General features: G+C 33.5%; 15 protein-coding genes and 1 CRISPR repeat array (1 of these 16 cut by a window edge). Of the genes, 12 read left to right on the top strand and 3 right to left on the bottom strand.

Translation table 11 applies throughout. The annotated features are described in order from the left end of the window. Positions 1–25: 25 nt before the first annotated feature. Positions 26–1,474 carry an APC family permease gene (locus IWX83_RS06095; protein WP_196828365.1) on the top strand — a complete coding sequence of 483 codons (1,449 nt, stop codon included), beginning with the start codon at positions 26–28 and terminating at the stop codon, positions 1,472–1,474. A gap of 11 nt (positions 1,475–1,485) precedes the next feature. On the opposite strand, the gene IWX83_RS06090 is transcribed toward IWX83_RS06095, so the two are convergent. Next, on the bottom strand, positions 1,486–2,166 hold the full coding sequence (locus IWX83_RS06090) for a Crp/Fnr family transcriptional regulator (RefSeq protein WP_196828363.1): 681 nt from the start codon (positions 2,164–2,166) through the stop codon (positions 1,486–1,488). Positions 2,167–2,273: 107 nt separating this feature from the next. Between IWX83_RS06090 and IWX83_RS06085 the strand changes: the two genes are divergently transcribed. The 8 genes from IWX83_RS06085 to IWX83_RS06050 all read left to right on the top strand — a co-directional run bounded on the left by IWX83_RS06085 (position 2,274) and on the right by IWX83_RS06050 (position 11,100). Then, the gene (locus IWX83_RS06085) at positions 2,274–4,679 is read left to right on the top strand and encodes a heavy metal translocating P-type ATPase metal-binding domain-containing protein (protein ID WP_196828361.1); all 2,406 of its coding nucleotides are present in this window, start codon (positions 2,274–2,276) and stop codon (positions 4,677–4,679) included. 117 nt (positions 4,680–4,796) lie between these two features. Next, positions 4,797–5,000 carry a cbb3-type cytochrome oxidase assembly protein CcoS gene (gene ccoS / locus IWX83_RS06080; RefSeq protein ID WP_073353730.1) on the top strand — a complete coding sequence of 68 codons (204 nt, stop codon included), beginning with the start codon at positions 4,797–4,799 and terminating at the stop codon, positions 4,998–5,000. Positions 5,001–5,053: 53 nt separating this feature from the next. Next, positions 5,054–7,243: a cytochrome-c oxidase, cbb3-type subunit I gene (gene ccoN, locus IWX83_RS06075; RefSeq protein WP_073353728.1), complete on the top strand. Its 2,190-nt coding sequence runs from the start codon at positions 5,054–5,056 to the stop codon at positions 7,241–7,243. 5 nt (positions 7,244–7,248) lie between these two features. Beyond that, positions 7,249–7,419: a CcoQ/FixQ family Cbb3-type cytochrome c oxidase assembly chaperone gene (locus IWX83_RS06070; protein WP_072675714.1), complete on the top strand. Its 171-nt coding sequence runs from the start codon at positions 7,249–7,251 to the stop codon at positions 7,417–7,419. A gap of 27 nt (positions 7,420–7,446) precedes the next feature. Further along, entirely contained in the window at positions 7,447–8,346 is a 900-nt protein-coding gene (locus IWX83_RS06065; protein WP_073353727.1) for a cbb3-type cytochrome c oxidase N-terminal domain-containing protein, read from the top strand. A 74-nt stretch (positions 8,347–8,420) separates the two neighbouring features. Beyond that, positions 8,421–9,839 (top strand): cytochrome c oxidase accessory protein CcoG, encoded by a 1,419-nt coding sequence (gene ccoG, locus IWX83_RS06060; protein WP_196828359.1) that lies wholly within the window; start codon positions 8,421–8,423, stop codon positions 9,837–9,839. Between the two features lie 34 nt (positions 9,840–9,873). Continuing rightward, a complete protein-coding gene (locus IWX83_RS06055) occupies positions 9,874–10,326 on the top strand; it encodes a FixH family protein (RefSeq protein WP_196828357.1) in 453 nt (150 codons plus the stop codon). A 72-nt stretch (positions 10,327–10,398) separates the two neighbouring features. Next, complete coding sequence (locus IWX83_RS06050; RefSeq protein WP_073353722.1) at positions 10,399–11,100, top strand: sulfite exporter TauE/SafE family protein; 702 nt, start codon at positions 10,399–10,401, stop codon at positions 11,098–11,100. A 68-nt stretch (positions 11,101–11,168) separates the two neighbouring features. Here the strand turns inward: IWX83_RS06050 and hemN are convergent, their stop codons facing one another. After that, positions 11,169–12,533: an oxygen-independent coproporphyrinogen III oxidase gene (gene hemN / locus IWX83_RS06045; RefSeq protein ID WP_196828355.1), complete on the bottom strand. Its 1,365-nt coding sequence runs from the start codon at positions 12,531–12,533 to the stop codon at positions 11,169–11,171. Between the two features lie 144 nt (positions 12,534–12,677). After that, positions 12,678–14,696, bottom strand: coding sequence for a DUF349 domain-containing protein (locus tag IWX83_RS06040; RefSeq protein ID WP_196828353.1), 2,019 nt, complete (start codon positions 14,694–14,696; stop codon positions 12,678–12,680). A gap of 423 nt (positions 14,697–15,119) precedes the next feature. Between IWX83_RS06040 and cas9 the strand changes: the two genes are divergently transcribed. The 3 genes from cas9 (at position 15,120) to IWX83_RS06030 (ending at position 20,057) form a co-directional block, all read left to right on the top strand. After that, on the top strand, positions 15,120–19,496 hold the full coding sequence (cas9, locus tag IWX83_RS06035; protein ID WP_196828351.1) for a type II CRISPR RNA-guided endonuclease Cas9: 4,377 nt from the start codon (positions 15,120–15,122) through the stop codon (positions 19,494–19,496). Between the two features lie 10 nt (positions 19,497–19,506). Further along, entirely contained in the window at positions 19,507–19,641 is a 135-nt protein-coding gene (locus tag IWX83_RS17375; RefSeq protein WP_255546270.1) for a hypothetical protein, read from the top strand. 71 nt (positions 19,642–19,712) lie between these two features. Further along, on the top strand, positions 19,713–20,057 hold the full coding sequence (locus IWX83_RS06030) for a GIY-YIG nuclease family protein (protein WP_196828349.1): 345 nt from the start codon (positions 19,713–19,715) through the stop codon (positions 20,055–20,057). Between the two features lie 408 nt (positions 20,058–20,465). Then, a CRISPR array of direct repeats spans positions 20,466–21,444; the repeat unit is 36 nt; unit sequence GTTGTGGTTTGATTAAAGATTAGAAAACACGATATT; it runs 769 nt beyond the window's last position.

Here is a 21,444-nt window from a genome sequence, read left to right as displayed (position 1 = left end):
TCAGTTTTAAATAATTAAATTACCAATGTCAGAAAATAAAACCGAGTTAAAACGTTCTTTAGGATTAATAGATGCCACCAGCTTAGTTGCCGGTTCCATGATAGGATCTGGGATTTTCATTGTTACCTCCGCTATGGCAAGAGATATTGGTTCTGCCGCTTGGTTATTAGTGATTTGGATTGTAACCGGTTTGATTACGGTTGCTGCAGCATTAAGTTATGGTGAATTGGCAGGAATGATGCCTAATGCTGGTGGACAATTTGTGTACATTCAGCGTGCCTATGGAAGGCTAATTTCGTTCCTTTATGGTTGGACTGTTTTTACGGTGATTCAAACGGGTGTTATTGCCGCCATTGCGGTTACTTTTGCGAATTATGCAGCGATTTTTTTCCCTGTATTGGATAATGTTCTTTTTACTGTTGGCACAGGTTTTGTTTTTTCGTACCAAAAAGTTTTGGCCATATTCAGCATTATTTTGCTTACCTACATCAATACTAAAGGAGTTGAAAGCGGAAAAACGGTTCAATTGATATTCACATCTGCAAAATTGATTGCTCTTTTTGCCTTAATAATTTTAGGATTATATGTGGGTTTAAACACGACTATTTTGTCTGATAATTTTGCAAATATGTGGGAAGCAAGTAAAACAGTGGCTAATCCAGATGGAACGATCACAGTAACAAAACTAGCTGGAATGGCACTTTTAGGAGCTGCAGGGGCCACAATTATCAATTCACTTTTCTCGAGTGATGCTTGGAATAACGTAACTTTTATTGCGGGAGAAATAAAAGATCCCAAAAGAAATATTCCTCGTAGTCTCTTTCTAGGAACTTTAATTGTTACGGTTATTTATGTTTTAGCAAACCTGGCATACTTGGCCCTATTACCGCTTCAAGGAATTCCAGCCGTAGGTGATATCAGTAGTAGTGGAATTATGTTTGCTAGTAACGATAGAGTAGGAGCGGCTGCAGCAAGTATGATTATGGGCAATATAGGCGTTTTTGTAATGGCGGCACTCATTATGGTTTCTACTTTTGGCTGTAATAGTGGATTGATTCTCTCGGGAGGACGATTGTTTTTTGCTATGGCAAAAGATGGATTATTTTTTAAACAAGCCACTGAACTGAATAAAAATCAGGTTCCGGCTAAGGCCTTGTGGGTGCAATGCATTTGGGCTTGTGTATTGTGCGTTTCGGGAAAATTTGGGGATTTGCTAACGTATGCTACTTTTGCATCGTTGTTGTTTTATATCCTAACGATTTTGGGTGTTTTTATTCTAAGGGTAAAAGAACCAAATGCCGAAAGACCGTATAAAGCGTTTGGATATCCAGTTGTACCAGCGATTTATATTATAGTGACCTCGGCAATTTGCTTGACTTTATTGATTTATGATACGTTCAATACGGGATTAGGTTTGTGTATTGTAGCGCTTGGAATTCCGGTGTATTATTTTGTAATGAATAAGAAAGAGTAAAGCAGATTGAGTTAATCTGCTAATTTTTTTAGCGCATTGATATCTTTTAAAACAATTTTTTTACCTGTTAATTCGATTAAACCTGATTTTTTAAAATCAGATAATAAACGGATACAGCTTTCAGTAGCAGTGCCAATAATACTAGCCAATTCGTCTCTGGAAAGTTGAACTTTTAGTGATTCATCTTCGTTTTTTCCAAAAGTATCATGTAAATAAAGAAGTGTTTCCGCTAATCTTTCTTTTACGGTTTTCTGTGCTAAATTAACCATGTGGTCATCGGCTTCTTTTAGATCACCACAAATCGTTTTCATGACATTCATAGAAAACTGATTGTTCTGATCAAAGTATCCCATCACGTCAGCCTTTGGAATAAAACAAACGTGCATGTCTTCAAGCGCAACCGCACTTAAATTGACAGGTTCATCACTAATCATGGAGCGCTGACCTAGTAATTCTCCTTTTGTAACTAATTTTACGATATGATCTTTCCCATTTGCACTGAGTTTTGTCAGTTTACAAATGCCGTCTTTGATGCAATAAATACCATTTACATTTTCCCCTTCTTCAAATATAACTTCCCCTCTCTTAATAATATGCGATGTTTTGCAATCGGAAAGTTTTAGTAGTTCCTCTTTTGTAAGTGCTTTTAGTGAGCTAAATTCTCTGACAATGCATTGTTCACATTTGCTCATAATAATGATTTTTTGGGTTGTACAAAAGTAAGTCTTTAATATGATAAATGTCATGTTTTAATTAACAATCGTTTAGGTTCTTTGTTCTAGGTAAAATGAGCAAAGTTATGGACACACAAAACTGTTTCCATTGTGGATTAAATATTGTAAAAGCAGAAGAAATAATTTTTGATGAAAAGAAATTTTGTTGCAACGGTTGTAAAACGGTGTACGAGATTTTTAGTCTTAATGATTTGACGTGTTATTATGATTTTGAAAAATCCCCTGGAGCAACCCCGCAAGATATTAATGGTAAATATGATTTTTTAGACAATGAGAGCATTGTATCCAAACTTTTGGAATTCAAAGAGAATTCAACCGCTATTATTTCACTTAACATTCCACATATTCATTGCAGCTCGTGTATTTGGATTTTGGAAAATTTACAGCGTCTTCAAAAAGGAATAAGTTCTTCACAAGTTAATTTTCCTGAAAAGAAGGTTCGAATCACCTACAACCCGGAGGAAGTTTCTATCAAAACTATTGTTTATTTGTTGAGTTCCATTGGATATGAACCTTATATTAGTTTAGAAAATTATGAAACTGGTACTAGTAACGTTGATAGAAGTTTAACTTATAAATTAGGCGTTGCTTTTTTTTGTTTTGGGAATATCATGTTACTTTCCTTTCCAGAATATTTTGAAGTTAAAGAATATTGGCTGGATCAATACCGTGGTTTTTTTAGATGGTTGATTTTTGCTTTGGCGCTCCCTAGTTTCTTTTACTCCGCCAGTGGATATTATGTTTCTGCTTTTAAAAGTATTAGATCTAAAATGCTGAATATCGATATTCCCATTGCTTTAGGAATTGTTGTGATGTTTGTGCGCAGTACGTTTGATATTGTTATGGATTATGGCTCTGGTTTTTTCGATAGCTTAACTGGTTTAATTTTCTTTATGCTTTTGGGAAAAATGTTCCAAATAAAAACATACAGTTTCTTGAGTTTTGAAAGAGATTTTAAATCCTATTTCCCAATCGCAATCACTAAGATTAATTCGGATTCTCTAGAAGAAAGTGTTCCTATTTATGAAGTAGAAAAAGGGGATAGACTTTTAATTAGAAACCAAGAGCTAATCCCGGTTGATGGTATTTTAATTTCAGAAAAAGCGGAAATTGATTATAGTTTTGTCACTGGAGAAGCCATTCCAATAACTAAAAAATCAGGAGATAAAGTATTTGCAGGAGGAAAACAAATAGGGAAAGTCATTGAAATGGAAGTGTTGCATTCGGTTTCTCAAAGTTACTTGACACAATTATGGAGCAATGATGTTTTTCAAAAAAATGTCGTACAAAAACACAAGACCATTACCGATAGAATCTCTCGTTATTTTACTCCAATTCTACTGTTAATTGCCTTTTCAGGATTTGGATATTGGATTTTCATAGATGCAAATATCGCTTTTAATGTTTTTACGGCAGTACTTATTGTTGCGTGTCCCTGCGCATTGGCATTAACGGCGCCTTTTACTTTTGGTAATGTCTTACGGATTTTAGGCAAACAGAAATTTTATCTCAAAAATGCTTTGGTGATTGAACAATTAGCTAAAGTCGATACCATCGTTTTTGATAAAACAGGAACAATTACAACTAATAAAAAATCGAATATTTCGTATGAGGGAGAAATACTTTCCGACGAATACTTGCTACTGATAAAAAACGTGTTGAGAGCTTCAAATCATCCGTTAAGCAGAATGTTATATGATTATTTGCCAATTTTAATTTTGCCGAATAAATCAGCAAATGATGCTAAAAAGTGGCGCGTGGATGCTTTTGAAGAAATTACAGGCAAAGGAATGGAAGCTCATATTTTTGGTCACCAAATTCAAATTGGGTCTGCTGCTTTTGTCGAGAAAATCGAAGAAAATAAGCTGCAACAAACGGCGGTTCATATTAAGATTAATAGAATTTATTACGGGAAATTTATTTTCAATAATCAGTACAGAGAAGGACTCGCCTCTCTTTTTAATAACTTAAGTGGTAACTACCAAATTAAGGTTTTGTCTGGTGATAATGAAGGTGAACGAGCCACTCTGGAGCAGCTTTTGCCGAAAGGCACGGAATTAATTTTCAATCAAAAACCAGAACAAAAATTAGAATTTATTAAAAATTTGCAAGATAATGGGAATAACGTAATGATGGTGGGCGATGGATTGAATGATGCTGGAGCTCTGGCACAAAGTAACGTAGGGATTTCGATTTCTGAAAACGTGAATGTTTTTTCGCCAGCCTGTGATGCGATTTTGGATGCGAATGAATTTCAAAAATTAAACTATTTTTTGAAGTTATCCAAGAACTCCATAACCACCATCAAAATGAGTTTTACCCTTTCATTATTATACAATGTAGTGGGATTAGCATTTGCTATTACTGGAAACTTATTGCCTTTAGTTGCGGCTATTATAATGCCTTTAAGCACGATAACAATTGTAAGTTTTGTAACGCTCATGAGTAGTTATTATGCAAGTAAAAAATAGAATTAGATAAGTTTTTGAGTTGCGTTTTCACATATTTTTAACAATTATAACTAAGTATGACAAATGTCATATTTTACTCGGAAACGGAAAAGTAACTTTGTTAACACAAATTAAGGTATGAGTGTCATTTATTTATTAATCTCCATCAGTATACTAATCGCCATTGGGTTCTTTATTGCTTTTATTACAGCAGTAAAAACAGGACAATATGACGATGATTATACGCCATCAGTCAGAATGCTATTTGATGATGAGCTGTTAAAATCAACTAAAAAAGAAAATAGAGTTGAAAATAATGAGGAAAAGGAATTGGATATTTGAATCCAAAACTACTGACCTTGAACATTTAAATTAAAATAAAAACCAATTGAATTATGGAAATGCAGCAGTTTTATTATGACAACAAAATTGTAAAAAAATTCATTTATGCCACGATCCTTTTTGGAGTGGTAGGAATGCTAGTTGGGCTTACATTGGCCTTTATGTTTCTTTTTCCTAACATGACCGATGGTATTTCGTGGTTAAGTTATGGTCGGTTAAGACCGCTACATACAAATGCTGTTATTTTTGCATTTGTAGGAAATGCTTTTTTTGCTGGAATGTATTATTCTATGCAGCGCTTGCTTAAAGCGAGAATGTTCAGTGATTTTTTGAGTAATGTTCACTTTTGGGGCTGGCAGTTAATTATCGTTGCTGCGGCTATAACACTACCTTTAGGCTATAGTTCTTCAAAGGAGTATGCTGAATTAGAGTGGCCAATAGATATTGCAATCACGCTGATTTGGGTGGTAATGGGAATCAATATGATTGGTACCATGATCAAACGAAGAGAACGCCATTTATATGTTGCGATTTGGTTTTACTTGGCAACATTCGTTACGGTAGCAGTTTTGCATATATTCAATAATTTAGAATTACCAGTTTCTGCATTTAAAAGTTACTCTGTTTATGCAGGTGTTCAAGATGCTTTAGTGCAATGGTGGTACGGACATAATGCAGTTGCCTTTTTCTTGACGACTCCTTTCTTAGGACTGATGTATTATTTTGTTCCAAAAGCGGCTAATCGTCCTGTTTATTCTTATAGATTATCTATTGTTCACTTTTGGTCTTTGATTTTTATTTACATCTGGGCTGGACCGCACCACTTATTATATTCTGCTTTGCCTAACTGGGCGCAAAATTTAGGTGTTGCTTTCTCAATAATGTTGCTTGCTCCATCTTGGGGTGGTATGATCAACGGTCTTTTGACGTTAAGAGGTGTTTGGGATAAAGTACGAGTAGATCCTGTTTTAAAATTCTTCGTTGTAGCGATTACAGGTTATGGAATGGCCACTTTTGAAGGACCAATGTTGTCTCTTAAAAATGTTAATGCAATTGCACATTACACGGATTGGATTATTGCTCACGTGCATGTAGGTGCCTTAGCGTGGAATGGATTTATGGCTTTCGGTATGATTTATTGGTTGGTTCCTAGAATGGCCAAAACGAATTTATACTCTTTGAAATTAGCTAACTTTCACTTTTGGATAGGTACTTTAGGAATTATATTGTATACGATTCCAATGTATGTAGCTGGGTTTTTACAAGCTTCAATGTGGAAACAGTTTAACCCAGACGGAACTTTAACTTATGGTAACTTCTTGGAAACTGTCACTCAAATTATGCCTATGTATTGGATGAGAGCGATTGGTGGAACCCTATATTTAACGGGAATGCTTGTTTTAGTCTATAACATTGTTCAAACTTTAAGAGCAGGCTCTAAAATTGAAGATGAATTAGCCGAAGCTCCAGCTTTAATAAGAATTAGCTCTGGAAGAATAAAAGGAGAAAAATTTCATCCTTGGTTAGAAAGAAAACCAATTCAATTGACAATTTTAGCTACAGTAGCGATTTTAATTGGTGGTGTGATTCAAATTGTGCCTACGATTATGGTTAAATCTAATATTCCAACAATTACTAGCGTAAAACCTTATTCTCCTTTAGAACTAGAAGGTCGTGATTTATACATTCGCGAAGGTTGTGTGGGTTGTCACTCTCAATCTGTTCGTCCTTTTAGAAGTGAAGTGGAACGTTATGGACCACAATCTAAAGCAGGTGAGTTTGTTTACGACCATCCATTTTTATGGGGATCTAAACGTACAGGACCAGATTTATTAAGAGTAGGTGGAAAATACAATGACAACTGGCATTTTAACCATTTCTGGAGTCCACAAAGTATTTCTGCAGGTTCAATTATGCCAGGATACAAATGGTTATTTGATAACAAGCCAATGGATATTTCTTTAACTCAAAAGAAAATGCAAGCAATGGTTACACTGGGAGTACCTTATACAGAGGCTCAAGTAGCAAGTGGTTTAGATGATTTGAGAAAACAAGCCGTTTTAATTGAAGAAAACTTGAAAAACGATCCAGACTTTGTTAAAAGTTATGAGGAAAGCAAGAAAAAAGCAGCCGCAAGAGGAGAAAAGTTTGTCCCAATGAATGAAAGAGAAATTGTAGCTCTGATTGCTTACATGCAAAGACTTGGAACAGACATTAAAGTTAAAAATACTGCTAAAAATTAAGAGTCATGTTTGAACAAATAAAACACAATATGGAGACAATCGATGGTGTGTCGATATATCCCATCTTATCATTATTAATTTTTTTCTTCTTCTTTGTAGGATTGGGGATCTGGGTTTTCTCCTATAAGAAAGAAACAATTGATGAATTGAGTGAAATTCCATTGAAAGACAATTAAAAAGTATAATTTTTTAAAATTTAAAGAATGAAAAAATTTATTCCAGCATACGTTAGCGTACCCGTTATTTTCTTTGCTGTATTTGGAGCGATCGAATTCTTTGTAGACTCAGGAGATCGACCTGCTTTTATAAAATTTCCAATGGTTGCAGTATTCTTATTCGTGTTTCTTTTCCTTGTTATAGCAATAGAAATTACCATGAGAGCGGTAGATAATATCACTTATCTTTTATTGACAGAGGAAGAAAAAATCAAATTAAATGAAACAAATAATTTGAGCTTCAAGGATAAAGAATGGTATAAAAAATTAATGGAAAAATTGACTAAAACTGCTCCATTAGCTGATGAGGGTCAATTATTACTGGATCATGACTACGACGGTATCAAAGAGTTAGATAATAACCTTCCACCATGGTGGGTCTATTTATTCTATGCTTCAATTGTTTTTGGCGTTGTTTATATGGTTCGATTTGAAATATTAGGAGCTGATAATCAGGAGATGGAACTTAAAAAAGAAATCGCCCAAGCTAAAATTGAAGTTGCAGAGTATATGAAAACTGCTCCAGATATGATGGATGAAAAAACAGTTACTTTGTTAACAGATCCTGCTGATTTAGCGGCAGGAAAAGTAATCTTTACTACTAATTGCGCTGCTTGTCACAGAGCAGATGGTGGAGGGCAAATTGGACCTAACCTAACCGATGATCAATGGATTTTAGGGGGTGGAATAAAAAATGTTTTTCACACTCTTGTAAATGGAGGACGTGATGGAAAAGGAATGATTTCTTGGAAAGGTACTTTGAAACCTAAAGAAATGCAAAAAGTAGCCAGCTATATTCTATCCTTAAAAGGAAGCAATCCTGTTGATCCTAAAGCGCCGGAAGGTGAGGTTTGGGTAGATGAAAATGCAACAGTTGCAGTTAAATAAAAAGTACAAACACACGTTTTTGTTTAACTTAAAAATAGTACGAATTATTTGAACAGTGTTTTAAATAAAAAAAAATGTCAAAATTACCAGATGAAGCTTTTAGAGATACTATTGGAACAATCGACGAAGAGGGCAACCGAAAATTTATTTTTCCCAAAAAACCTTCCGGAAAGTTTTATGATTACAGGAAATGGGTTAGCTATTTTTTACTGATTGTACTTATTGCAAACCCATTTGTGAAAATCAATGGCAACCAGTTCATGATGTTCAATATTTTGGAGCGACGATTTAATATTTTTGGATTTCCTTTTTGGCCACAAGATTTTTATCTTTTTGTTCTTTTCATGATTGTAGGGGTTGTTTTTGTTATCCTGTTTACCGTTATTTTTGGGCGAATTTTTTGTGGATGGATTTGTCCGCAGACCATCTTTCTAGAAATGGTTTTTCGCAGAATAGAATATTGGATAGAAGGAGATCGAGGCGCTCAAATCCGTTTAGAAAAACAGGAGTGGAATGCAGAGAAAATCAGAAAAAAAGGCCTTAAATGGACTTTGTTTTTAATTATCTCCTTTTTTATAGCCAACGTATTCCTAGCTTATCTTATCAGTAGCGACAAACTACTACTGATGATCGAAGAAGGGCCTGCAAATCATATTAGTACTCTTGTTTCCTTATTGATTTTTACGGGTGTATTTTACTTTATTTTTGCATGGTTTAGAGAGCAGGTTTGTATCATTGCCTGTCCTTATGGTAGATTGCAAGGCGTTTTGTTAGACGATAAATCGATCAATGTTGCCTATGATTTTGTTCGAGGTGAAAAAGAAGCCGGTAGAGCCAAATTTAACAAGCAAGAAGACAGGGCATCAACTGGAAAAGGAGATTGTATTGATTGCAAACAGTGTGTAAATGTTTGTCCAACCGGAATCGACATTCGTAACGGAACGCAGATGGAATGTGTCAATTGTACCGCCTGTATTGATGAATGCGATACAATTATGGAAAATGTGGGTTTGCCCAAAGGCCTTATACGTTATGCCTCTGAAGAAGAAATTGAGAAAAACGCAAAGTTCAAGTTTACTCCAAGAATGAAAGGCTACTCAGCGGTGCTGTTTATTTTGACGGGTATCTTAATTGGACTTTTGTTCTTACGTACTGATGTAGAGGCAACGATCTTAAGATTACCAGGACAATTGTTTCAACACAAAGGAGATAACATTAGTAATATTTATACTTTTAAAATTATAAATAAAACTAACAATGATTTTGATGACATTCATTTTAAATTAGTGGGTATAAAAGGAACTTTAAAAGTAGTTGGAAAACAAGCTTTAAAAGTCCCAAAACAAGGAATGAGCGGTGGAACCTTGTTTGTTGAAATCAATAACAACGTTTTAGACAGTGATAAAACAAAGCTGAAGATTGAAGTCTACAACGGAAAGGAAAAAATAGAAACCAGTACAACTAGCTTTTTAAGTCCACGAAGTTTTGACTGATGTCAAACGAGTTGAAATTTATAAATAGAATAGTATGAAAATTAATTGGGGAACAGCAATAGTCATTGCTTTTGGGTTGTTTATAACCTTCATTTTGTATTTTGTTTTTATGGTTCAGTCGGATTCTAAATACGATAATGATCTAGTAGTGGAGGAATATTATAAACATGATGCTCGTTTTGGCGAGGAAATGGAACGGGTTCAAAATGCCGAGGATTTACAAGAAAAGCCAATAATAACGGCTGGAGCATCTGGAATTACAATTGTTTTTCCAACGGTATTTGTTCCAATAAATATTAAAGGAAAAGTGTCCCTTTATAGACCGTCTAACAAAAAATTAGATTTTGAGATTCCAATTTCATTATCTGATGCTACTACTTTGCTCATACCTAAAAAAAGTTTGGCAGGCGGTCGCTGGGACATTAATATGGAATGGCAATATGAGGGGAAATCTTATTTGTCTAAAGAAACAATTTACATCAATTAGTCAAGCAGGTTTAATCTTTTAAGGTTACAGTACACCTTAAGACTTTCGACTTCTGGACATAAAGCTACAAAAATGCTTTACTCTGCCTTCATTTTCGGTTTAATAAGTAGTTTTCATTGCATTGGCATGTGTGGACCTATTGCTATGATGTTGCCCGTAGATCGCACTAATCAGACCAAGAAAGCAATTCAAATCATCACGTATCATCTAGGAAGATTAACGGCTTACGGTACCATTGGATTTGTTTTTGGACTGCTGGGGAAAGGATTTCTATTGGCTGGTTTGCAGCAGAATTTATCGATATTTATTGGCGTAGCCATGATTAGTATTGTTTTAATTCCAGACAAAATTTTTGCGAAGTACAACTTTTCAAAACCGGTTTTTAAATTAATTTCTAAAATCAAAACTGCATTAGGAAGTCAGTTTAGAAATAAGAGTTTTAAATCATTATTTACTATCGGTCTATTAAATGGATTTTTGCCTTGCGGAATGGTTTATGTCGCCTTATTTGGTGCTATTGCTATGCAAAGTGAAAGCTTGGGTGTTTTATACATGATTTTATTTGGATTAGGAACTGTTCCCTTGATGAGCAGCGTGGTATATATCAACTCTTTTATAACCTTGCCTATTCGCAACAGAATCCAAAAAACGATTCCTTATGTGGCTGTAGCTATTGGGTGTTTATTTATTTTGAGAGGTTTGGGATTGGGGATTCCTTATATTTCCCCATCTAATATGAGCTTGTTTATTCAAGCTGATCCAAATTGTCACTAACCTTTTCGCAATTTTTCATATAAAAAGCACGCTGAATGGCGTGCTTTTTATATGAAAAAGGTTAAAAATTATATGGTCATCGAAAATAATTCTGTTTCCGGCGCTTTTCTTTTCAATCGCAAATCAAATGCCATACAGATATTGCGAACATAAGGTTTTCCATTTTCTGTGACCTCGATGCTGTTTTTAGTAGTAATCAATAAGCCATCGCTTTCCATTTCTTTTAACTGATTTACTATTTCGGGGATTTCATTAAAATAGCCTTCCGTATCATTCCAAGACGTTTTAAATTGGCACATCAAATTCAAAATATGTTTTCGTATGATGAGGTCTTCTGTGGTCAATACGTGTCCTCTAAAAACGGGTAATTTATCCCATTCTAATATTTGATAATAATCTTCTAGATTTTTTACATTTTGAGCAAAACTATACCAACTATCACTAATTGCGGAAACACCTAAGCCAAGCATCAACTTCGTTTTAGAGGAACAGTATCCCATAAAATTACGATGTAGTGTGCCCTTTTGAAATGCTTCATACAAACTGTCTGTTTCTAAGGCAAAATGATCCATTCCAATTTCATGATAGCCATTTTCGAAAAGTAATTTTTTGCCAGTTTCATATAACTTTCTTTTTTTGTCGTCTTGTGGAATGTCCTCGTCTTTAAATCCGCGTTGTCCATTTCCTTTAATCCAAGGAACATGAGCATAACTATAAAATGCCAATCGATCTGGCTGTAATGATTTAGTTTTCTCAATGGTATCAACAATATCCTCGACTTCCTGAAATGGCAAACCAAAAATAATATCGTGACCAATAGAAGTATACCCAATTTCTCTAGCCCAAAACGTCACTTTTGCCACATTATGAAAGGGCTGTTCTCTATGAATTGCTTTTTGAACTTTTACGGAGTAATCCTGTACGCCAAAACTCACTCTTCTAAAACCTAAATCATATAGCTTTTGCAAATGTTCATGAGAGGTATTGTTAGGATGTCCTTCAAAACTAAATTCATGATTTGGCGCTTTCGTGGCATAGGAGAAAATACCGTTTATTAGGTCTTCTAAGTTTTTAGTGGAGAAAAAAGTAGGAGTACCACCGCCTAAATGAATTTCTTTTATACTTGGTTTTTCTCCAAGGATTTTACAATAGATGGCCCATTCTTTCAATACTGCTTCGATGTAAGGATGTTCTACGCTATGATTTTTTGTGATGCGCTTGTTGCAGCCACAAAATGTGCATAAACTTTCGCAGAAAGGCAAATGAATATAAAGACTGATGCCTTCTGGTCCATTACTTTCTATGAATGATTTTCTTAGAGTTGCTGTCCAAACTTCGTATGAAAAATCAACATCATCCCAATAAGGTACGGTAGGATAACTGGTGTATCGAGGTCCGGGAACATTGTATTTTTGAATTAAAGAATTTTTCATAGCAGCGTCATTTAATATTTATCAAAAGTAAAACGACTGCACAACTATTAAAATGATAATTATCATAAAGCGATAAGCTAGAACAAAAAAAAGAGGCTGTCTATAATGAACAGCCTCAAGTTTTTTATACGTAAAAAAATATAATTACTCGATTTTCAAGTTTCGCAATTGTTTTAGTTTCTCTTTCCAAACATCAAGACTTTCTTTGTGAATAGCAATGTTTTTACGAACTTCTAACACAATAGAATTCTCTTTTTTAGCATTGCGAGTATTGGTAAAAAACTGAATGTTGTTTTCCAATTGGAAAATTTCATTCTGAACTTCATCAATTTTGCGCATCAAGAAAATCTTTTCATTATCCAGTTTACGTGTATCATGACTTTCAGATAAATGATCCATTCTATTGGCAAAACGCATCATATCTGTGTCTTTTTTACTCAAACTCAATTTTTCAAACAGAGCATCCAGAATTTTATTGAATTTCCCCTCTATATGTCTTCTTGGGAAAGGGACTTTTCCAAAGTTTTTCCAAGTTTCGATATGCAATTTAATAGCGTCTAAATCAGTTTTATGATCTCCACTCAATTGGAATTCTCTCAACGTTTCTAAATAGGCTTTTTTGTTGTCAAAAGCTTCTACCTCTTCGCTATTTTCTTCGTTTTTTTGTTCTTTTAACTTTTCAAAATAATGATTACAAGCGTCTTTGAATTCCTTCCAGATTTTATCTGAATATTTTCTTGGCACATGTCCAATCTGTTTCCACTCCTCTTGAATTTGCTTCATGATAGGGGTAGTAGCAGCAAAATCTAGGCTTTCTTGTAATTCTTTAGCCTTGAGGACCAAAGCAGTTTTTAGGCTTAAATTATCGTTTTGATCTTTTTTAATGTCTTTGTAAAACGAATTTTTAAACGAATTGAAATTTCTAACGGCAGTTTTAAAACTAGCCCAAGTTTCTTCGTTTACATCCGAAGGGACTTTTCCAGCAGAGAAGAAAGCGGTGCGTAATGCCTCTACTTTTTCAATTTGTGCCAACCATTGCGAGTGTGCATTGACTTTTTCAGTCGCCAAAACTTCAATTTTAGCAATAATCTCTTTTTTCTTTTCTAAATTTTCAAGTTCTGTACCTCTTTGATTTTCAAATAACACTTCGCGTTTGTCATGCATTTGCTTAGTTAAATCACTAAACTTGTTCCATATTTCATCGCGGTGTTCTCTCGAAACCGGTCCAATGTCTTCTTTCCAAATCCTGTGCAAGTCTTGTAATTCTCTAAAAGCCTTGTTAATATCAGCTTCATTTACTAACTCTTCCACTCGGGCCACAATTTTTTGCTTTTGCTCTAAATTGTGCTTGAAATCTAAGTCTCGAGCCTCTCGGTCCAGGTGTAAATAATCGTAGAAATTTTCCACATGAAAATGGAAATTGTTCCATACGTGGTTGTATTTGTCTTTAGGAATTGGACCAGCATTTTTCCATCGTTCTCTTAAATCATTAAAATGTTTCAAGGTGTCTTTGATGTTCTCTTGCGGATTAATTAGCTCTTTTAGTTCTTCAACAATAGCCAATCGATTCTCTAAATTTGTTTTTAGGTTGGTTTGTAAACTCTTGAAATGAGTGTTTTTAGTATCTCTAAATTGAGAGTAGAACTTATCAAATTGAGTTTTTAAAGGCGAGTGATATTGAAAATCTTCAGTAGGATCTTGGTTTTCAGCAATAAATTCCTCTTTCTTCTCTTCTACAAGGTGGTTGTATTTTGCTAAGAATGCTTTTTTTACTTCTTCTATGTGATCCTTAAAAGACATCACTTTTTCATTGGAAACTAAATTTTTCAATTCCTCAACAAGTTGTTCTAATGATAAAGTATCATAATCTTGCATAGAAATTTCATGACGATCTTTAAGCGTCTCGTCCTCACTTTCTTCTGCGTTTGTGTCAGCAATGGCGTCTAGAGCCATCTGGTTGTTTGTGTCCATAGCAGTATCAGTGGGGGAGGCCTCAGCAGGAACAACTAAGTTATCTTCGGCTGGCATATCACTTGGTTCTGTTTCAGGTGTTGCTTCAAGGTGTTCCTTTTGGAATTGATCGGATGCCGTAGCATTGTTTTCTAAGTTTCCATCTGCTTCGTTTTCCTGACGAGACAGGTTATCATTCTTTTCTTCTAACATTTTTTCAATGTATAAGGTTTGTATTTATATCTATTGCGAAAGATACTAAAGCAGTATGAAAGTACAAAATAAAACCATTATTAATAGTCGTTTTATGTTTAAAAATGTTTTCATTTGGAGCCATTTCCTGCTGATCGCTGTATCTTTTTGTTAGCAAAAAAGCAAACTAAAAAGGATGCCGCTGCCATCAGGGCTAGGGTTTTGGTGTGAAATTATGAGTTGTTTTCAAAAAAAAGTCCCACCGAAGCAGGACTAAAGATTTTCATCTACGGCATATAGCCTTATTGTGATAAGATTAAAGATTAGAAATTTTAATCAGTTACAAACCTAAACAAAAAATAGTTAGGTTGCAATGAGGAAAACCGTAAAATGGCTAATTATTTTATATGTATTTTTCAACACTCTTACAAAACACAGATTGAAATGGCAAAAATATTAGGATTAGATTTAGGAACAAACTCGATTGGATGGGCGATTGTGGATAAAGATGGAAATGATTTTTCTCTAGTAGATAAAGGTGTTAGGATATTTTCAGAAGGAGTTAAGTCCGAAAAAGGTATTGAAAGTTCACGTGCTGCTGAACGAACAGGTTACAGAAGTGCGCGAAAAATTAAATATCGCAGAAAATTAAGAAAATACGAAACATTAAAAGTACTATCATTAAATGGAATGTGCCCACTTTCAATTGAAGAAGTAGAGGATTGGAAAAAATCTGGTTTCAGAGATTATCCATTAAATCCTGAATTTTTGAAATGGCTAAGAACTAGTGATGATGAAAACATTAATCCTTATTTTTTTAGAGATATAGCCAGTAAACAAAAAGTTACTTTGTTTGAAGTAGGGCGTGCATTCTATCATATTGCCCAAAGAAGAGGTTTTTTGAGTAATCGTTTAGACCAATCTGCTGAAGGAATTTTAGAAGAACATTGTCCAAAAATTGAAGCACTCGTTGAAGATTTAAATTCTACTGATGAGATTCTTACAAGTTTAAAAGATTATTTTTTTGATACAGGAATTCTTGATGCTAATGAAAAAGGCGGTTTTGCAAAAGATTTAGATGAAGGGGATAAAAAATTAGTTTCTTTATATAGATCAATTCAAGCAATTGTTAAAAAGAATGATACTGATTTTGAAAAAGGCAAAGCAGAAATTATTGAACGATTAAACAAAAAAGATGTTTTAGGTAAAGTAAAAGCTAAAATTAAAGATATATCTCAAGCTATGCTTGAAGGAAATTTTAAAACTTTAGGACAATATTTTTTCAGCTTATATAACAAAGAAAGAATTAGAAATCAATACACTTCAAGAGAAGATCACTATCTTGAAGAATTTAAAATAATTTGTAAATTTCAAGGAATTGGTTCAATTAATCAAAATGAAAAACTACCAGAAAAGAAGTTTGAGGGTTTGGCTAAAGAGTTATACAAAGCAATCTTTTTTCAACGTCCTTTAAAATCTCAAAAAGGATTAATAGGGAAATGTTCCTTTGAAAAAAGCAAATCTCGTTGTGCTATTTCACATCCTGATTTTGAAGAAAAAAGAATGTGGGAATATTTAAATACCATTAAAATAGGTACTCAGTCTGAAAAAGTGTTGAGATTTTTAAGTCAAGAAGAAAAATTAAATTTAATTCCTAAATTTTTAAGAAAAAAAGACAACTTCAATTTTGAAGATTTAGCTAAAGAATTGATTGAGAAAGGAGCAACTTTTGGATTTTATAAATCTTCAAAAAGAGATAGTTTTCATTATTGGTTTAATTATAAGCCAACAGATACAGTTTCGGGTTGTCCAGTTTCAGCTTCATTAAAGAGTGTAGTTGGTGAAGATTGGAAGACAAAATCATTTATCTATAAAACGACTAATTCAAAAGGTATTGAAGTTTCCAGAACCGTTAATTATAAGGATTTATGGCATTTGTTATCTGTTTCCACTTCAGATATTTATTTGTACGAATATGCAAAAAATAAATTAGGATTGGAGGATAAAAATGCCAAGGCTTTCAGCAAGATTAAATTGAAAAAGGATTTTGGAAATTTGAGTCTAAATGCGATAAACAAGATTCTTCCTTATATGAGAGAAGGATTATTGTATTCACACGCTGTATTTATGGCAAATATTGAAAGTATTGTGGATGAGGTAATTTGGAATGATTTAGGACAAAGAAAATATATTCAAGACAAGATTGCTGAAATTATAGCCAATAATATTTTTGATAATGGACTTCTGGAAGTTGTAAACGGATTAATTAAAGAATGCAAAGTTGATGGAGCCTACTACTCTAAAGAAGCAGAAGATACTTATAGAAAGGATTTAAGTAAAAAACTCGTTTCTTTTTTTAAATTTCATCACATCGATGATGGTATAAAGCAAGAAACTATTTTAAACGAATTATTTCCTGTTTTTATTGAACAATTAAAGGCTTATAAATTCATAAAAGTAAAGCGTTTAGATGAAAAAGTTTTAGAATTTCTAAAAGGAGAAAATGAAGATGGAGAGGTTTTTTGCAGTAATGCCAAACAGTTAAAAAAACTATATCATCCATCAGACATTGAAGTTTTTAAAAAACAAATAGTGAAAGATAAAGATGGAACAGAAACAGGGCAACTTATTTTAGGAAGTCCGTTAACTTCATCTATTAAAAATCCAATGGCAATGCGTGCTTTGCATCAATTGCGTAAAGTTTTGAATACATTGATAGTTGAAGAACAAGTAGATTCATCTACTCGAATTCATATTGAAATGGCTCGTGAATTGAACGATGCCAATAAACGAAAAGGAATTCAGGATTATCAAAATGAGAATAAAAAAGAGCGTGAAAAGTATAGAGATGAAATTAAGAAACTCTATTTAGCAGAATGTAATAAAGAAATCGAGCCAACGGTTGATGATTTATTACGTTATCAACTATGGATTGAGCAAGACAGGAAAGAGATTTATGAGAATGGAAACAGTATTAGCATATGCGATATTATTGGAGATAATCCTGCCTACGATATAGAACACACGGTTCCAAGAAGTATCTCGCAAGATAATTCGCAAATGAATAAAACGCTTTGTAGTCAGAAGTTTAACAGAGATGTTAAAAAGCAAAAAATGCCTTTTGAATTAGGCAATCATTTAGAAATTTTACCAAGAATTGCATATTGGAAAGAAGAAGCTAATAATTTGAGCAGAGAAATAGAAATGATTATTCGCTCGACAAAAACCGCGGCAACCAAAGAAGCTAAAGACAAAAAAATAAGAAGAAGGCACTATTTGACTTTGAAGCGAGATTATATTCAAGGAAAATACGATCGTTTTGTGTGGACAGAGCCGAAAGTAGGTTTTAAAAACAGTCAAATTCCAGATACAGGAATAATTACGAGATATGCGCAAGCCTATTTGAAGTCGTATTTTAGTAGAGTAGAAAGTGTAAAAGGCGGAATGGTTGCCGAGTTTAGAAAAATGTGGGGAATTCAGGAAAGCTATCAAAAAGATGGCAAAAAGTATTTTGAAGAAAAAGACAGAAGCAAGCACACACATCACACTATAGATGCAATTACCATCGCGTGTATGACCAAAGACAAATATGATGTGTTGGCACATGCTTGGACTTTAGAGGATAAAGAGCAAATCACCGAAGCTAGAAAAATTCTTGCCGACTCGAAACCTTGGAAAACCTTTAAAGAGGATTTAAAAAAAATTGAAGAAGAAATTTTGGTCTCGCATTATACGCCTGACAATGTTAAGAAGCAATCTAAAAAGATTGTGAGAATTAGAGGTAAGAAGCAATATGTTGCTGAAATTGAAAGAGATTTTAATGGAAGAGCTATTCCTAAAAAAGATGTTCAGGGAAAGATTATTTACAAATTAGATAAGGACGGTAAAAAACTCCCAAGATTGCAGCAAGGTGACACTATACGGGGTTCTTTGCATCAAGATAGTATTTACGGAGCAATTAAAAATCCTTTAAATATAGAAGAAATTAGATACGTAATTCGTAAAGATTTGGAAAGTATAAAATCTTCAGATATCGAAAGTATTGTGGATGAAAGTGTAAAAGAAAAAGTAAAAAAAGCTGTAGCAAATAAAGTTTTGATGCTTTCTTCTAATCCGCAACAGAAAAACAAAGTCGATGGGCAAGTTTGGATGAATGAAGAAAAACAGATTCCAATTAATAAAGTTCGTCTATACGCCAGTTCAGTCAAAAATCCATTAGAAATAAAAGAACATAGTTTATTATCAAAATCTCGTCACGAACACAAACAAAAAGTTTATGGGCAGAATGATGAAAATTATTGCATGGCGATTTATGAATTGGATGGGAAGAGGGAATTTGAATTAATTAATAATTTTAATTTAGCGAAGTTAATTAAGGATAAACAAGGCTTCTATCCACTATTTAAGGAAAAGGATGTAAAAGGAAAAATAGTTCAGGTTCCAATTGCTAAAAGGAATGGTATGGACTTAATTTTGAAGAGAGGGCAACAAGTTGTTTTTTATGATAAAGATGTTGAGAATCCCGATGATGTTTTTGAATTAGTAGATTTAAAAGGAAGAATTTACATTATTGAAGGACTGTCTATTCAGAGAATTGTAAGGCCTTCAGCGAAAATTGATGAATATGGTGCTATTATGTTTCGTTATTTTAAAGAAGCAAGGAAAGCAGATGAAATTAAAAAAGATAATTTCAAGCCAGATGGTGGTTTCAAATTAGGAGAAATAAAACCAACAAGAAAAATGAACCATAATCAGTTTACCGCTTTTATAGAAGGAATTGATTTTAAGGTGTTGCCATCGGGTAAGTTTGTCAAAATTTAAAAATTTAATTATGGATGAATCAAAATTAACAAAAGAGCAAATTCAAAAGATACAAGCAAAAATTGATATCGCGGTGAAAAGTAGTTTTAGCACTAAGACAAAAGAAGAGCTATTAGTACACATCAAGAAAAAATTAAATATTTAGTTTTGTCATTCCGACGAAGGAGGAATCACATAACGAGAGTCTTGTGTGAAATTTAAACCAAAAATGTAGTTATGAATAACAATATGATAGAGTATAACGAAGGGTATCATGCATATTATGTTTACATAATTACTAATAAATACTGTTCAACTTATTATATAGGTATGACCAATAATTTAGGAATACGGCTAAAACAGCATCGAGAAAATATATCAAAAGGAACAAAAACTTTTGCATCAAAATATAATATTGAGTTTTTGGTATTTTACGAAAAGTTCATTTGGGTTCAAAAGGCAATCGAAAGAGAAAAAGAATTAAAAGGGTGGAGAAGAGAAAAGAAATTAGCATTAATCAAAACGTTTAATCCTCAATTTAAATTTTTAAACGATCGATTTATGAATAAAAATAATCTATAATTTTGTCATTCCGACGAAGGAGGAATCACATAACGATAGGAATTTGGTTCTTTTGCATTAAACCAAAATAAAACAATATATTGAATTTACTGGTAAAATGGAAAAATATTTAGTGGTTTGTCATTCAGACGAAGGAGGAATCACATAACGATAGGAGTTTAGATCTTTTGCATTAAACTAAAAAAAGACACTATGCTAAATTTACTGTTGAAATAGAAAATTATCTAGTGGTTTGTCATTCCGACGAAGGAGGAATCACATAACGTGAGCAACTGATGTGATTCCTCTTTTGGTCGGAATGACAAAAAAAGAAAAGTTCTTTGACATACAGTTTTTCAACGTCTTAAACATCTCAAACCACAACTGAAAGTTATGGCGTCCGCCCAGCAGGGACGCGAGAACTTTCAGGTTGTGGTTTGATTAAAGATTAGAAAACACGATATTTTCTGCTGATATGATTCTTGCCTCTACACAGTTGTGGTTTGATTAAAGATTAGAAAACACGATATTCGTTATCGACAACATCGCCAAGACGCATAAGTTGTGGTTTGATTAAAGATTAGAAAACACGATATTAAATGGGCTTCCCCAGATTTTAAACCCCTCGTTGTGGTTTGATTAAAGATTAGAAAACACGATATTAATAACCTTGTATTTATTTGTCGTTTCCTTGTTGTGGTTTGATTAAAGATTAGAAAACACGATATTAGCAGCATTAAAACTATTCCCATTTGAAGTGTTGTGGTTTGATTAAAGATTAGAAAACACGATATTGTCGATGTGTTTAGTCTCTACCATCGTAATGTTGTGGTTTGATTAAAGATTAGAAAACACGATATTGTTTGCTTTTTATAGCAGTGTATTTCGCTTGTTGTGGTTTGATTAAAGATTAGAAAACACGATATTTCAGTTCCTTTTCTGCCTTCTTTAATTCGTGTTGTGGTTTGATTAAAGATTAGAAAACACGATATTCTGTACTGTTAAGGGAATATTGAAATCTTGGTTGTGGTTTGATTAAAGATTAGAAAACACGATATTCCAACTAAAATAAACCAAACCATCGTTTGTGTTGTGGTTTGATTAAAGATTAGAAAACACGATATTGAGTGTTAGCGGTAGTGCTAAAGTTACATTGTTGTGGTTTGATTAAAGATTAGAAAACACGATATTCAAAGGCCCTTCGTAATAACTTGTAAAGAAGTTGTGGTTTGATTAAAGATTAGAAAACACGATATTTCAACGCTGGCATCAAAGAAGTAGCTACTGGTTGTGGTTTGATTAAAGATTAGAAAACACGATATTAGATTGCTTCTTGAGGATAATAGAAACGTGGTTGTGGTTTGATTAAAGATTAGAAAACACGATATTTTTGCCTTTTCCGTATTCT

It is taken from the genome of Flavobacterium sp. CG_9.1, from assembly GCF_015751645.1.
GTDB classification, from domain to species: Bacteria; Bacteroidota; Bacteroidia; order Flavobacteriales; family Flavobacteriaceae; genus Flavobacterium; species Flavobacterium xanthum.
Note: the sequence above shows the minus strand (reverse complement) of the source record. Positions and strands in the feature narration are given on the sequence as shown.